We start from the raw sequence: 14,666 nt of genomic DNA, 5'->3' as shown, positions 1-14,666 counted from the left end.
CAACGATCGGTCAATCCAGCGCGACTTTCAGGCGCGCCTGTACCAATTGGCGCAGCACCAGAAGCTTGCCATGGAAGAAATGCGATGCGCCCGGCACCACCACCACGGGAATAGAGCGCGGCCGCGCCCAGTCCATGGCTTCAGACAGCGGCACCACTTCGTCTTCTTCGCCGTGCACCATCAACGTATCGTCGGGGACCTGCACTTCATGTGACTGGAAGCGGTTCACCGCTGGCCCCATCAGCATCAGCGCCGACGGCAACACGGTATCGCCCGCCTCGGCCAGCGCCGCGTAGGTCTGCGCGGCCACCGCGGTGCCAAAGGAAAATCCGGCCAACACCCAGGGCGCTTCGGCCAGTTCCGGATGCAGCTCGCGCATCTGCGCCACCACGGCCAGCATGTCCTGCGTTTCGCCGACCGATTTATCGAATGCGCCTTCCGACAGGCCGACGCCGCGGAAATTGGGGCGCACCGCCACCAACCCATGCTGCACGCAAGCGCGCGACAGGGTCGTGACGACCTTGTTCTCGCGCGCGCCGCCTTGCAGCGGGTGCGGGTGCAAGACAAGCGCCCAGCCTCGCGGCGTGCCGGCGGGCCAGTCAACGGCGCAGTCGATGCGGCCGGCGGCCCCGGCGAAGGCGTGGGTATCAGTACGTGCGGACATGGCGAAACTCAGCGGGCGAAAAAGAGAATGATGTTAACCGGCCGGCCGGGACGTGGCGGCAGGAGCGGATGCGGCGCTGGCCAGCCATTGCGCCAACTGGTCGGCGGCCTCGTCGGTGGCTTGCCGCAATGCCGCCACACCGCCCGCGGCATCCTGCGTGGCCGCAGGCACCCGCACCTGGATGCGCTTCTGGTCCATCACCGCGCGGCCATTGACCAGCACGGCCTGCAACAGGATACGGCCCTCGCTAGACTGGCCGTCTTCGGCGTACACCTGCTCGAACTGCATCAGCGACAGCTGCAGCTGCGGCATCTGCAGATTGACCCGATCGGCCAGCACCGCCCCCTGGCGAGACAAGCGGTCCGTGATGCGCTGGCGCACCAGTTCCGACGGCGCCGAGGCCCAGCGGTATGTCGCGTAGGCCTTGGGCGCGGCGCTGTCGCCCACCCGCCAGATCACGCTGGTGTCCGACAACACCGGCACGGCCTGCAAGCTGAGGGCGATCGGCGCGCGCGCGGGCAACGTCGGCACGGGCTTGGTGTCCAGGCCCAGGTCAAACACGGAAGGCGGCGCGCCCACGCGCCCGATGCCGCAACCTGCCAGCGTTGTGGCGACGGTTAATGTGAAGATCAAAACGGTGCGACGCATTTTCATTTTGGCTGTCTCCCGAAGCCCGCGAATCCGGCTTCGCCGGGTCCCGGTGCGATGGGCGCCGGGCCGAACAAGAACGATTGCGGCGTGCTGTCCACACGGCGCAGGGTGATGGTCGCGCCGCGCGCTGCCGCGCTAACGTTGGCGGCCATGTTGGTGACGGCGGGCAAGGTCTCGCCGTCCAGCCGCGCCGCAGCCAGGGCAATGTCGTTCAGGCTGCGCGTGGCCACCGACAGGGGTCCGTCCGGCGCATTCAACCGCGCCAGCGCCTGCCGCGACTGCTGCGCCAGGTCGGCGATCTCGCGCGCGGCGCGGTCCGCCTGGCGCGAGGTATTGCCCAGCGACTCCATCAGCGGACCCAGCTTGGCCATCGCGGGCGCCAGCCCACGGCTGGCTTCCTTCAGCGATTGCGTCAGGTCGGTCGCGTTCTGCAGGCTGGCGGTCAGCGCCTGCACGTTCTGTTCGCTCAGCACGCGGCGCAACTGCTCGGTGACTTCTTCCACGTTCGAAATCAGCTTGCCGCCGCGCTGTTCGATGCGGTCGAGGAAGCCGGGGCGCAGCGGGATGGCGGCGGGATGCTCGGCCGACGATGCCAGGCGCTTGAGCGATGTACCGTCGTCGCGCAGCTCCACATTGGCCATGCCGGTTACGCCCTGCACGCCCAGTTCGGCCCAGGTCGACTCCGTGATCGGCGTGTTCGGCGCCACGCCGATGCGAATGCGCACCTGGCCCGGCTTGTTCGGATTCAGCGCCAGCGACTGCACTTTGCCGACCGGCACGCCCTGGTAGCGGACGGCCGACTGCGGATTCAGCCCGCTGACCGCCGTGGCCGACACGATTTCGTATGTTTGCAGCTTGGTCCGGTCCCGGCCGATCCAGACGGCCACCAACGCGGCGGCGGCCAGCAAGACCAGCGTAAAGATACCGGCCATGAGCGCATGACTACGGTTTTCCATGATGCAATCCCTTCGGCGCCAGGTCCCCAAGCGCGCGCAAACCGCGTTCGCCCAGGAAGAATGTGTGAATGAACGGGTGATCGACCTTCAGGACTTCCGGCACCGTGTCGCACACGATCACCCGCTTGTCCGCCAGCACGGCGACACGCGTGGCCAACGCAAGCAGCGTGTCCAGATCGTGCGTCACCATGACGACGGTAAATCCCAACTGCCGGTGCAAACTGCGCACCAGGTCCACGAATTCGTCCGACCGCAACGGATCCAGCCCGGCCGTGGGCTCGTCCAGGAACACCAGTTCGGGGTCAAGCGACAGCGCACGCGCCAGCGCCACGCGCTTGACCATGCCGCCGGACAGGTCCGAAGGCCGCTTGCCGGCGTCCTGCGCCGACAGGCCCACCATCGCCAGCCGGCACATGACGACGTCGCGCACCAGGTCTTCCGGCACCGTGCGCAGCTCGCGCAGCGGCAAGGCCACATTGTCGAACACCGACAGCGCCGAGAACAGCGCCCCCGCCTGGAACAGCATGCCCCAGCGGTAAGACAGGCGCCTGCGCTCACCGGGCGACAGGTCGAACAACGAGTGCCCCAGCACTTTCACGATGCCGGCGGCGGGCTGGTCCAAGCCGATGATCTGGCGCAACAGCACCGTCTTGCCCGTGCCCGAGCCGCCCACAAGCACCAGGATTTCGCCCGGGAAGACGGTCAGGTCCAGATTGTCATGGACCACGTGGTCGCCAAAGGCGGTGCGCAGCCCGCGCACCGAGATGACGGGTTCGACCGTGACGCTGTCGTCAGTGAACAACCGATGCTGGGCGGCGCTGCTCATCAGATGCCCACCGAGCTGAAGATGATGGCGTAAAGCGCGTCCAGCAGGATCACGCCCGTGATGGACGTCACGACCGACGTTGTCGTGCCGCGGCCCAGGCTTTCCGTATTGGGCTGGATGCGCAGGCCGAAATGGCAGGCGATCAGGGCGATCAGGATGCCGAAGGTCACGCCCTTCAGGATGCCGATCCAGTAATTGGTCAGCGAGATGGCGTCCGGCAGCGATGTCAGGAACCACTGCGCCGAGACGCCAAGCTGCATCTGCGCGGCCAGCATGCCGCCCAAAATCGCCATGGCATCCGTCCACAACACCAGCAGCGGCATCGTCACGGCCAGCGCGATCACGCGTGGCAGGATCAGCCGCTGCCCGTGCGAAATGCCCATCACCAGCATCGCGTCCAGCTCCTGCGTCACGCGCATGACGCCGATCTGCGCCGTGATGGCCGACCCGGACCGGCCCGCCACCAGGATGGCCGCCAGCACAGGGCCGAGTTCGCGCACGATGGACACGCCCAGCAGCCGGACGATGAAGCGGTCGGCGCCGATCATCTGGAGTTGCTGCGCCGACAGGTACGACAGCACCACCCCGATCAGGAAGCCGACCAGCGCCGTGATGCCCAGCGCCTGCGCGCCGGTGCGATACACCTGCGCCGAAATCTCGCGCCACGGGCCCAGCCACGGGCGGCGCAGCATGCCACCCAGGTCCAGCATCAGTTGGCCCAACATAATCAATAGCGCCCTGCCGTTTTCGGCGCCATGCAATATTGCGCCGCCCAGGGCGCGCACCCAGCTCCACGACGCTGCCTTGGGCTCGGGCGCCCGGGTGCCGCCCTTGTTCATGGCCAGCGCATTGAAGACGTCTTGCTGGCCTGCCGACCATCGCACCCGTTCGGGCAGCTTTTCGCCCCAGGCCTGCCAGATGAGCAACGCGCCGATCGTGTCCAGCCGGCTGATGCCGTGCAAGTCCCAGCGCACGCCGTCCTGGACCGCGCGGGCCAAGGCCGACCGCCGGCGTTCGACTTCGCTCGCCTCCGCCAACGCCAGGACGCTCCAGTCGCCCGCCACATGGCAGGCGTTCCCGTCCTGGCGGAACGGCGCGGCGGTTGACGCGGACGAAGCGGTTTGCGGCATGTAGGAGGGGGACAGATGCAAAAAATGTATCGCCAATCATAAACGCTTGAAGGCCGAAAGGCCGCGACGGCCGGCCGCGTGCCCTACAATCGCCGCCATGTCCGATCACGTCCGCCCTATCGACCTGCCCGCGCCGGAAGCCCTGGCCCGAGAGCTAGGCTCGCGCCTGCCCGTATTCCAAGACATTGCCTGGACAGGCAGCACCGGCTCGACCAACGCCGACCTGCTGGCCCGCGCCCGGTCGGGCGCCGGCGCCGGCAAGCCCTGGCTGCTGGGCACCCATTTGCAAGAAACCGGCCGCGGCCGCGCGGGCCGCCCCTGGCAGAATCGGTCGGGCTCCACGCTGATGTTCTCGTGTGCGTTCGACGTCCATCTGCCGGCCGCGCAGCTGCCAGCACTGTCCCCATTAGCGGGCGTGGCGGCATGCGAGGCCTTGCGCGCCGTCGCCGGCCCCGAGGCTCGGGGCCTGTGCATGAAATGGCCCAACGACGTCCAATGGCACGACGCCAAGCTGGCGGGCGTGCTGGTGGAGACCACCCGTAACCCCGGCGGCCGCGAGGCCGGCTACACCGTCGTCATCGGCATGGGCGTGAACCTCATCGACGCAGCGGAACTGTCCCAGGCACTGGGCCGCGAGGTCGCCGACTGGACGCAGGTGCAGGCCCGGGCGCACCGCCTGGCCACCGCCGCCGATCTGGTCTGCGCCAGCGCCACCGCTTGGCACGAAGCCGTGCAGACGCTGGAACGCGAGGGCTTCGCGGCATTCCAGCAGCGTTTCGACCAAGTGGACGCGCTGGCCGGCCGCATGGTCAACGTGCTCGAGAAAGGCGATATCCTGCTTAGTGGCGCCGCCAGCGGCGTGGACGAGCAAGGCCGCCTGCTGGTGGGCACGCCCGACGGCGCCACACCCATTTCGGTCGGCGAAATTTCGATTCGGCGCCAAGCATGATCATTCTTATCGACTCCGGCAACAGCCGTCTCAAAGTGGGTTGGCTGGACGCCAGCAACCCGGACATGCCGCGCGAACCGGCGGCCGTCGCGTTCGACGGCCTGGACCTGGATGCGCTGGATCGCTGGCTGGCTGCCCTGCCGCGCCGCCCGCTGCGCGCCTTGGGCGTGAACGTGGCGGGCGACGCCCGAGGCACAGCCATCGCCGCCATCCTGCAAAAACACGGTTGCGCGGTCAGTTGGTCGCCCTCGCAAGCCAGCACGCTGGGCCTTATCAACAGCTATCGCGTGCCGACCCAACTGGGCGCCGACCGCTGGGCTTCGCTGCTGGGCGTGCTGTCGCGCCTGCCCGGCGCACACCCGCCTTTCGTGCTGGCCAGCTTCGGCACCGCCACCACCATCGATACCGTCGGCCCTGACAACGTCTTCGCCGGCGGGCTGATCCTGCCCGGTCCGGCCATGATGCGTACGTCGCTGGCGCACGGCACCGCCAATTTGCCGATCGCCAATGGCCAGGTCGTGCCCTACCCCGTCGATACCCACGAAGCCATCGCCTCGGGCATCGCAGCAGCCCAGGCCGGCGCCGTCGTGCGTCAATGGCTGGCCGGCCGCCAGCGTTATGGCCAGACCCCGCAAATCTACGCGGCCGGCGGCGGCTGGCCCGAAGTCCACCAGGAGATCGAGCGGTTGCTGGCGGATGCCGGCGGCGCGTTCGGCGTCGCGCCGGTACCGGTCTACCTGGATCACCCCGTCCTGGACGGCTTGGCCGCAGTGGCGCGCGCCACCCTGGACACCCACGCCTGAACGAGGCCCGCCATGCGAGTGCTCTTCATCCTGATCTTGCTGGCCAATCTGTGGATACTGGCGCTGGGCCAGGGCTGGATTGGCGTGCGGCCCGAAGACGAAGGCCGCGACACCCGCCGTTTCAGCCAGGAGCTGAACCCGGGCGCGGTAACGCTGGTACCGCGGAAAACGCCTTAACGGCTTGCCCTGCGGCCGGCGTGCTGGACGCGCGGGCCGTTCAATCCAGCCAGGGTGCCAATGCGTCCAGCGTGCGCCGCGTGGCCCCTGCATGCGTGTCGAACCATGCCCGGGCCGCCTGGCTGGCCGCTTCGCGGCGCGGCGCATCGGCCACCAACGCCATCGCACGGTCCACCGCCTGCTCCGCATCCGCCACGCGCCACGCCGCGCCTGCGGCGATGGCGTCTTCCGCCGCCTGCTTGAAGTTGAACGTATGCGGCCCGACGATGACGGGCACGCCGGCCGCGCACGCCTCGATCAGATTCTGGCCGCCCAACGGGGCAAAACTGCCCGCCACGACGGCTACGTCCGACGCGGCGTAATAGAACGCCATCTCGCCCAACGTATCGCCCAGCATCACCACCGTATCCGGGCCCGGCTCGACACCATCGGCGCGCCGCACGAACGACAGCCCGGCCTCCGTCAACTGGCGGGCCGCCTCGTCAAAACGCTGCGGATGCCGGGGAATCAGCAGAAACAGCGGCGCATCAGGCCCCCGGGCTGCGGCGGCATGCCGTTTGATGGCGGCGATGAAACCGCTGTCTTCACCTTCACGGGTGCTGGCCACGGCCACCACCGGCCTTGCCCGTTGCGCCCGCCACGCCCGGCCCGCCAGCACCTGCGGCGCCGGCAGCACCAGATCGAATTTCAGGTTCCCGGTCACGATGGGCTGGGGCGCGCCCGCCTGCGCCAGCCGGGCCGCGTCTTCGGACGTCTGCGCCAGCACGCGGTCCAGACCGGCCAACGCTTCACGCATCACGCTGCCCATCCGCCCCGCCTGACGTAGCGACGACGCCGAATACCGGGCGCTGACCAGCGCCATCGGCACTCGCGCGCGCCGCGCCGCGGCCAGCAGGTTGGGCCAGATCTCGCGTTCGATCAGCAGGCCGCAGCGCGGCTGATGGCTATTCATGAAACGGCGCGTCGCGCCGGGAAAGTCGTAAGGCAGCCAGGCTTGGCGTAATTGCCCGCGGCCAATGGCCTCCGGGAACAGGCGCTGGCCCTCGGCGCGGCCGGTCGCCGTCATATGGGTCAGCAGCACGGGCAGGCCACGGTCCAGCAACGCCTGCAGCAGCGGTTGCGCGGCGCGCGTTTCACCCAGGCTGACGGCATGCACCCAGACGGGCCGCGTCCAGGACGAAAAAGCCGGGGAAGGGGCAGGGGCCGGCGCCTCGGCATGACCGAACCGCTGCGGCGAGAAGATTTCCCACTGGCCGCCCGCGCGTCTGGCGCGGTGGGCCATCCACAGCCAGACCAGCGGTGACAGTGCCCTGAGCGCCAGAGAATAGACGCCGCGGTTCATATCACTGGGCGGCCAATGCCTGCTCCACCGCCGCCATCACGGCCTCGCGCGACGGCGACGCGCCGCGGTCGCCCAGGCTGGCGGTGTAGTTCGAACCCACCAGTGGCGTGCGCACCGGCGTGGAAGCCCGGTAGATGCCGATCGTCGGGCGGCCCAGCGCGGCGGACAAATGGGTCAGCCCGCTGTCCAGGCCGACCATCAGCCGCGAGCCCGCCAGCAGGCGCGCGACCGCGCTCAGGTCCATGCGGGGCATCACTTCGGCCCCGTCCATGCCCGCCACCAGCAGGCCGGCGCGCTGCGCTTCCGAGTCATTGCCCGCCAGCAGTTTCAGGGTGCACCCGGCCTCGCGCAACCGGCGGAACACCGCGCGCCAGTCTTCTTCGGGCCACAATTTGTCGTCGCGGCTGGCCGACGGCATGATCACGGCGTAGCCGCGATCGGTATCCAGGTGATGCAGGCGTGGCAATTCGGCGGCATTCAGCCCGTCGCTGCCCACATCATGCACGGAAGCGGCCGCCTGGCCCGCCTGGCGTACAAACGATTGCAGGCCGAAATCCGGCAAGCCCGCATGCTGGTAGCCGAAGGTCAGCCCTGCCAGCTTGCGCTGGCGGATCACGGCGGGCTGCCAGAATTCCACGCGATGGCGCACGTTGTAGAACAGCGATGCCAACGGCTCACGCGCCGAACGCCAGTCCAGCCCGTGGCGCACGCCGCGCGCCTGGCGCACCAGCCATGCGGACTTCAGCAGGGCCTGCATGTCCAGGACGATGTCGTATTGGGTGGAACGAAGGCGCTCTTTCAACGCTTTGCGTTCGGCACGCACCTGGGACGACCACCAGGACTTGCGCCAGCGGCGATGCGCCACTTTGATGACTTCATTGACGGCGGGATGCCAGGAGGGAATCTCGGCAAACGCTTCCTCAACGACCCAATCGATCTGCGCGTCAGGCACATGCCGGGCAATATCCGTGATTGCCGGCAGCATATGGACGAGGTCGCCCAAGGAGGAGGTGCGAACAATGAGAATTCGTGTGGGCATGAGTAAGGATTCGTGCTTGGCGCCGCCCTCCACCCGATGGTGGCAAGCGCCGTTCAACGCAGCCCGCACTGTACAACAACATTGCCTGTCACCGCGATGCTCTGAACGGTCAGCCAATGCCCTCGAATTTCAGGGGAGCCGCCGAACGGATCGGCTCACTGGCGCTTCTTCTTTTTGACGATCATCCATTTCGGCATCCGAAACAGCACCAAGCGCCGATAGAGCACCACATAGGTGGTCGAAAATACACCCGTGAAGAACATCAGCAAATAAGGTTGCTGCCAAAACAACACCGCGGGAATGACCGCCAACGACGAAAGCAGCCACAGATACGGGGACGTCATGGAGTTCCGCTGTGTCTGATGGCGCATCTCGCGCGAGCCGATTGCCCAGCGCACCAAACGCTTATAGATAAGCATGTGCAGATGCACCCCGTCCGGTGCACCCGGGGACCGGCCACGCAGCCATTTTTTTCGATAAATCGAAAAAAGGGTTTCGAATACCGGGTAAATGCACAATAGCAGCGGAAACCAGGCGGACACCTCCGGGTGCCTCGCCAGCATCAGCACCGACAGTTCGCCGATGATGAAACCGAGGAAGTACGCGCCGCCATCGCCCAGGAATATGTGCCCGTGCGGGTAATTCCAAACCAGGAATCCGATAACGCCGCCTAAAGTACTGAGGGCCACAATTAATAGAAACCGATCGCCGAGATAAAACGACACGTACGCAAATCCGGCCAATATCATTGCGGACACGACAGCGGCCAAGCCGTTATATCCGTCAATGATATTGATGGCATTTGCCGCGCCGCTGATTGCGACGGACGTGAAAACCAGCGAAATAATACCGAACTGGAGAAACCAATCAATTCCGATAATGTCGACACGCGTCACTTCCGCACCAAGAAGATAATACGCGATTGCTCCCGACAACATCGCCAAACCCAGCCGTGCCAGCACCCGGACCTGCTTGGTCAGATCTTCGGCGAAGCCACCAAGAAATGCCGGCATGGACGCCGCCAACAGCAAAACCATATTCGGAAGGACGTCGGGTTCGCGCACCGCGACGAGCGCGCAGGTGACCGCGCTGGCGATCAATAGGGAAAGCCCCCCGATGCGCGGAACCGGAGCTGCATGGTACTTCTGCACACCATCCAAATCGTGATCGGCCGTAAGACCATCATGCCAGGAACGGTAGCGAACGATCAGCAAGGTGGAGATCAGCGAAACCAGAAACGCTACAAGAACGTACACCATGGAAAACATGCGCCGGAGAGTGAATTGGCGGGATTGTAGCGTCAGACATGGACAACGCATGAAAACAATATGGACAGTTTTGAAAGAGAATGGAAACGCGGCTTGCGAAATAAAAAGGGTCTCCGTCAACCCAGGGGGACCAGCTAAACTCGCGGCTTAACAGAACAGATGGTGCGTGAAATCGCCAACCCGATCCGGGACACATCTGGACTCTCTCTTCAGTATTAAGACGTATTCGCAAAATATGCTGCCTTTAGACTCCGCTACCCACGCGACGCTGTCCCAATTGCCGGAATGGCAGGCGTTTCGGCTTGCAGTCCAGAATGCTTCTTTCTGTACGGACGAACTCCGTCTGGTGGAAGCCGCTGGCCTGACCATCGACTTGAGCGCTCACGTCTCCTCGCCCGCTACCCGCGACGCCGCCGCCCGCCTCCTCTCTGCGCGCAATTTCGACGAAGCGCGCAAAGCGTTGCTGGCCGGCGAGCATGTAAACAAGACTGAAGACCGTGCTGCCTGGCACACTATGCTGCGCGCCCCCGAACCGATCGACGCCGTTGCACGGCAGCACGAACGCGTGCGTGAATTCGTGCAGCAAGCGGACGCCCAAGGAAAGTGGAAGGCGGTCATCCATATCGGGATCGGCGGCAGCGACTGGGGTGTTCGACTGGCGACTGACGCGTGCAGCGGCAGCGGTGCACGTCGGACGTTGAAGTTCGTCGCCAATATCGACGGGCATGCGCTGGAAGACGCAATCTCTGGACTGGACACCCAGGACACGCTGATCGTGGTGACGTCCAAGTCCTTCACGACGACGGAAACCCTTGCCAACCTGCGCCGCGCCGTTGAATGGCTGACGCAGGGCGGCATAGAGCGCCCCTACGAGCAAGTGGTCGCTATTACGGCCCGGCCAGAAGCGGCGCGCGCGCTGGGCATCCCCGACCGTCAGGTCTTCGAATTCTGGGATTGGGTGGGCGGCCGCTATTCATTGTGGTCGGCGGTCGGCTTGCCAATCGCCATGGCAGTCGGCATTAACGTCATCGAGGGCATCCGCGAGGGGGCGGCTGCGATGGACGCGCATTTCGCCCAGGCGCCCGTCGCCGAAAATGCTCCTGCCCAGCTTGCGCTGGCGGGTGTGGCCAACCGCAGCGTGCTGGGATATGGCTCGCTCAGCATCGCCGCCTATGATGCTCGGCTGCAATTTCTGGCGCCCTACCTACAACAGTTGGACATGGAATCGCTAGGCAAGTCCGTCGACCTGGCGGGCAATCCCGTCGGCGTGCCGACCGGCCCCTCCGTTTGGGGCATGCCCGGCACCGATGGTCAGCACACGTTCTTCCAATGGCTGCATCAGGGAACGGACGGCGCGGCGGTCGACTTCATCATGTGCCGCGAAGCCGACCACCAGTGGACGGAAGAGCATGCAATGCTGTTGGCCAATTGCCTGGCGCAGCGCCAGACGCTGTTGCAGGGCACCTCGGCCGATGCAGACTGCGCCGGCATGCTCGCTCTTGGCGTGGCTCCGGATAAGGCCGAATGGTTGTCCCGTCACCGCAAACATCAGGGTGGCCGACCGTCGACGCTGATTGTGCTGCCCCGCCTGACCCCATACGCGCTCGGCGCACTGCTGGCGCTCTACGAGCACAAGATCTTCGTCCAGGCGCTGATCTGGGGCATCAACCCATTTGATCAGTGGGGCGTCGAAGCCGGCAAGAAGATGGCCAGCGGCATTCTGCAGGAGCTGCATGGGCAAGCTGGCAATACGACGCACGACCGCTCGACACAACACTGGATTTCGGTATTGACGGGGGGCCGCTAAGTCGCACGGCTGGGGTCCGGCGGCCCCGGGTAGCCAAAGCCGCTGATTAAGACGAGAATGAGCTCATAACTCTTCCAAGGAGACTGCCATGCGCATTGCCGATGCCCAATGGATTCCTTCGACGCAACACCAGACCTGGGATGCGTTGACCGACCCGAGAGTGTTGCAGAAATGCATACCGGGCTGCGTGGAAGTCGCGATGCGCAGCCCCACCGAGTACGCCGTCACCTTGCGGGCCAATATCGCCGGAATCGACACCGATTACGAAGGCGAGATCCTGCTCTCCGATGTCAATGCGCCAGACAGCTGCACCCTGGTATTCGAAGGCAAGGGCCGGGCCGCCTGTCTCGCCATCGGCACCGCCCAGGTCAACCTCAGCACCAAGGACCAGGGCACCCGCGTGGCCTATACCGTGGCCGGCATGGCGGGCGGCAAACTGGCCGAATGCGGGGAAGGCCTCCTGCTGAAAGCCGGCGACAAGATCATCCAGAAGTTCTTCGCCGCCTTTATCGACCACATGGCCGTGCAGCCTCGCCTGGCCCCCCCGCCCCCGCCTCCGGAACCCGAGCCCCGCGGCCTGTCCAATTCCCGCTGGTCGTGGGTGCTGGTGCTGCTGGTGGTCGCGGTGTTCTGGGGTTACCACTCGTTCTACAAGTGAAAACCCTAGTGGGCCGGTGATATCCTAAGCGGCATGACTCCGCCGCCATCACCGCCCCCGCCAGCCGCCGACCCCGCCCGCTCCCGCAGGGACCTCCTGATGGCGATGGCCGGCGTGTCGGCGACGGTGGTGCTGGCGGCGCTGGATTCCACCATTATCAGCACCACGCTACCCCGCGTGGCCGAAGCGCTAAACGGCATGGCCCTCTATGCGTGGGTCGGCACCGGCTACCTGCTGGCCACCGCGGCGTCCATCCTGATTTTCGGCCGGCTGGGCGACATGTTCGGCCGCAAGCCCTTGATGCTGGTTTCGGTCCTGATCATTGCGCTGGGGTCCATCGCCTGTGGCCTGGCGCAATCCATGACGCAGTTGATCGTGTTCCGGACCCTTCAGGGGGTAGGCGGCGGCATGATGATCGCCACCGCCTTCGCGGCGCCCGCCGACCTGTTCCCCGACGCCAAGCAGCGCGTGCGATGGATGGCGCTGGTGTCCGCCGCCTTCGCCATGGCCAGCGGCATCGGCCCGGTTCTGGGCGGCGCGGCCACGCAAGCGCTGGGCTGGCGCGCGGCGTTCTTCATCTCGCCCATTGCGGCGGCCGGCGCCTTCTTCCTGCTTGCACGCTATTTTCCGCGCATCCGCCCCATCCATGACGGCAGCCGCAAGATCGACTGGGTGGGCGCCATCCTGTTGGTCCTGGCCGTGGGCGCGCCGCTCGCGGCGCTGGAACTGGCCTTTGTCAGCGGCGAGCACGCGCGTCCGCTTCTGGGAGGCATGCTGGCGCTGGTCGGCGTGGCCGCCATCGCCATCCTGATTCCTACCGAACGCCGCGTGAAATCGCCCATCTTTCCGCTACGCGTCCTGGCGGGCCTCGATTCCCGTTTGCTGAACCTGGCCGCCATGATGGTCGGCGCGGTGATGTTCGTGCTGATCTTCTACAGCCCGCTGCTGCTGCAGCAGGTGCTCGGCTACACGCCCAGCGAGGCCGGGCTGCTGCTGACCCCGCTGGTCGCCGCGATCTCGGTGGGCAGCATCGTCAACGGCCGGCTGTTCCCCAAGCAGACCGAACCGCAGCGCCTGATGGTGTTCGGCGCCCTGCTGCTGGCGGCCGGCACGCTGATGGTACTGCTGATTTCCCCGGGCACTTCGGCGTGGTGGATCCTGGCCGCCTTCTTCGTCAACGGCTGCGCGCTGGGCTTCCTGCTGCCCAACCTGACGCTCTTCATGCAGATGCTGAGCGAACGCCGCGACGTGGGCGTGGCCTCGGCGCTGGTTCAGACCACGCGCGCCATCGGCAGCGCCTTGGGCACGGCGGTGGTCGGCATCATCATTTCACACAGCACGGTACTAAACGGAGTGCGGGCCGGCCTGGTCCTGTGTATTGTGCTGTCGCTTGCCTGTGCGCTGCTGGCGTATCGGGTCAAGATGAAAAACCTGGTCACCGGCCGGAAGTAGGCCACCCCGGCTTTACCCCAGGCATCACCCAAGAACGCCCCCGAGGCGAACCCGAGACAAATCATGCGCCAACGCAATCTGCTGGACCTGCTGCTGCTTGCAGCGGTCTGGGGCGGCTCCTTCCTGTTCATGCGTGTCGCGGTCGGCGATTTCGGCCCGATCGCGTTGATCGAGCTTCGCGTGGGCCTGGCCGCGCTTTTCCTGCTGCCGGCCGCCCTGTGGCGCGGCAAGCTGCCGGTGATCGCCCGGCACTGGAAGGCGTTGCTGGTGGTCGGCACCCTGAACGCCGCCGTGCCCTTCCTGCTCTACGCCTACGCGGCGCAGTCACTTGGCGCCGGCTTCCTGTCGGTGGCCAATGCGGTGACGCCCGTGTGGGGCGCGGTGGTGGGATGGCTTTGGCTGAAGGACAGGCTGCCCTGGATGCGCTCGCTGGGCCTGATGATCGGGTTCCTGGGCATCATCGTGCTGGTGTGGGACAAACTGAATTTCCAGGCCGGCGGCACAGGACCGGCGGTGCTGGCCGCCGTGTCGGCACCTGTCTTCTACGGCATCGCCGCCAATTGGACCAAGCGCTTCCTCACCGGCGTGGACGCCCTGGCCAGCGCCACCGGCAGCATGATCGCCGCCTCGCTGGTGCTGCTGCCCCTGGCGATCTCCGCATGGCCCGAGGCACCCGCGTCGATGGCGGCCTGGATCTCGACGATCCTGCTGGCCGTCGTTTGCACCGGCGCGGCCTACATCATCTTCTTCCGCCTGATCGCCAACGTCGGCCCCACCGGGGCGGTCAGCGTGACGTTCCTGGTGCCGATATTCGGCGTGGTGTGGGGCGCCTGGTTCCTGGATGAGCGCATCACCCCGTCCATCGCGGTGGGCGCCGCCATCATCCTGATAGGCACGGCCCTGGCGCTAGGCCTGATCAAGCGTCGCGTCTAAGCCCCGCGCCT

At 66.2% G+C, this 14,666-nt stretch carries 15 protein-coding genes; 7 read left to right on the top strand and 8 right to left on the bottom strand.

The window, feature by feature from the left end; genetic code table 11:
* Positions 1-10 precede the first annotated feature (10 nt).
* Genes CQ050_RS05475 through CQ050_RS05455 form a run of 5 tightly spaced genes read right to left on the bottom strand, consistent with a single transcriptional unit; the run spans position 11 to position 4,227 of the window.
* A complete protein-coding gene (locus CQ050_RS05475) occupies positions 11-664 on the bottom strand; it encodes an alpha/beta hydrolase (protein WP_105555793.1) in 654 nt (217 codons plus the stop codon).
* A gap of 33 nt (positions 665-697) precedes the next feature.
* Positions 698-1,318, bottom strand: a complete 621-nt coding sequence (locus CQ050_RS05470) for an ABC-type transport auxiliary lipoprotein family protein (RefSeq protein WP_105555792.1) — start codon at positions 1,316-1,318, stop codon at positions 698-700.
* Positions 1,315-2,271, bottom strand: coding sequence for an MlaD family protein (locus CQ050_RS05465; protein ID WP_199196735.1), 957 nt, complete (start codon positions 2,269-2,271; stop codon positions 1,315-1,317). The genes CQ050_RS05470 and CQ050_RS05465 overlap by 4 nt, the downstream gene beginning before the upstream one ends.
* Complete coding sequence (locus tag CQ050_RS05460) at positions 2,258-3,097, bottom strand: ABC transporter ATP-binding protein (RefSeq protein ID WP_105555790.1); 840 nt, start codon at positions 3,095-3,097, stop codon at positions 2,258-2,260. The genes CQ050_RS05465 and CQ050_RS05460 overlap by 14 nt, the downstream gene beginning before the upstream one ends.
* Positions 3,097-4,227: an ABC transporter permease gene (locus tag CQ050_RS05455; RefSeq protein WP_105555789.1), complete on the bottom strand. Its 1,131-nt coding sequence runs from the start codon at positions 4,225-4,227 to the stop codon at positions 3,097-3,099. Before CQ050_RS05455 ends, CQ050_RS05460 begins: the two co-directional genes overlap by 1 nt.
* 97 nt (positions 4,228-4,324) lie before the next feature.
* On the opposite strand from CQ050_RS05455, the gene CQ050_RS05450 reads away from it, so the two are divergent.
* From CQ050_RS05450 to CQ050_RS30925, 3 genes are read left to right on the top strand one after another with little or no spacing between them, the layout of a single operon-like run.
* Positions 4,325-5,176, top strand: a complete 852-nt coding sequence (locus tag CQ050_RS05450; protein WP_105555788.1) for a biotin--[acetyl-CoA-carboxylase] ligase — start codon at positions 4,325-4,327, stop codon at positions 5,174-5,176.
* Entirely contained in the window at positions 5,173-5,979 is an 807-nt protein-coding gene (locus CQ050_RS05445) for a type III pantothenate kinase (RefSeq protein ID WP_105555787.1), read from the top strand. The genes CQ050_RS05450 and CQ050_RS05445 overlap by 4 nt, the downstream gene beginning before the upstream one ends.
* Before the next feature lie 12 nt (positions 5,980-5,991).
* Positions 5,992-6,156 carry a hypothetical protein gene (locus tag CQ050_RS30925; protein ID WP_169273418.1) on the top strand — a complete coding sequence of 55 codons (165 nt, stop codon included), beginning with the start codon at positions 5,992-5,994 and terminating at the stop codon, positions 6,154-6,156.
* 40 nt (positions 6,157-6,196) lie between these two features.
* Here the strand turns inward: CQ050_RS30925 and CQ050_RS05440 are convergent, their stop codons facing one another.
* From CQ050_RS05440 to CQ050_RS05430, 3 genes are all read right to left on the bottom strand, one after another.
* Positions 6,197-7,498, bottom strand: coding sequence for a 3-deoxy-D-manno-octulosonic acid transferase (locus tag CQ050_RS05440; protein WP_105555786.1), 1,302 nt, complete (start codon positions 7,496-7,498; stop codon positions 6,197-6,199).
* Between the two features lies 1 nt (position 7,499).
* Entirely contained in the window at positions 7,500-8,537 is a 1,038-nt protein-coding gene (waaC, locus tag CQ050_RS05435) for a lipopolysaccharide heptosyltransferase I (protein WP_105555785.1), read from the bottom strand.
* A gap of 155 nt (positions 8,538-8,692) precedes the next feature.
* The gene (locus CQ050_RS05430; RefSeq protein WP_105555975.1) at positions 8,693-9,796 is read right to left on the bottom strand and encodes a glycosyltransferase; all 1,104 of its coding nucleotides are present in this window, start codon (positions 9,794-9,796) and stop codon (positions 8,693-8,695) included.
* A gap of 244 nt (positions 9,797-10,040) precedes the next feature.
* Between CQ050_RS05430 and pgi the strand changes: the two genes are divergently transcribed.
* The 4 genes from pgi (at position 10,041) to CQ050_RS05410 (ending at position 14,655) form a co-directional block, all read left to right on the top strand.
* Positions 10,041-11,612, top strand: coding sequence for a glucose-6-phosphate isomerase (pgi, locus tag CQ050_RS05425; protein WP_105555784.1), 1,572 nt, complete (start codon positions 10,041-10,043; stop codon positions 11,610-11,612).
* An 88-nt stretch (positions 11,613-11,700) separates the two neighbouring features.
* Entirely contained in the window at positions 11,701-12,270 is a 570-nt protein-coding gene (locus tag CQ050_RS05420; protein WP_105555783.1) for a carbon monoxide dehydrogenase subunit G, read from the top strand.
* Between the two features lie 99 nt (positions 12,271-12,369).
* Positions 12,370-13,722, top strand: coding sequence for an MFS transporter (locus CQ050_RS05415; RefSeq protein ID WP_199196734.1), 1,353 nt, complete (start codon positions 12,370-12,372; stop codon positions 13,720-13,722).
* A 63-nt stretch (positions 13,723-13,785) separates the two neighbouring features.
* Positions 13,786-14,655 carry a DMT family transporter gene (locus CQ050_RS05410; protein ID WP_105555781.1) on the top strand — a complete coding sequence of 290 codons (870 nt, stop codon included), beginning with the start codon at positions 13,786-13,788 and terminating at the stop codon, positions 14,653-14,655.
* The last annotated feature ends 11 nt before the right edge of the window (positions 14,656-14,666 follow it).

The sequence above is a fragment of the Achromobacter sp. MYb9 genome (assembly GCF_002975275.1).
GTDB lineage: Bacteria > Pseudomonadota > Gammaproteobacteria > Burkholderiales > Burkholderiaceae_B > Achromobacter.
This window is presented reverse-complemented; position numbering and strand designations above follow the sequence as displayed.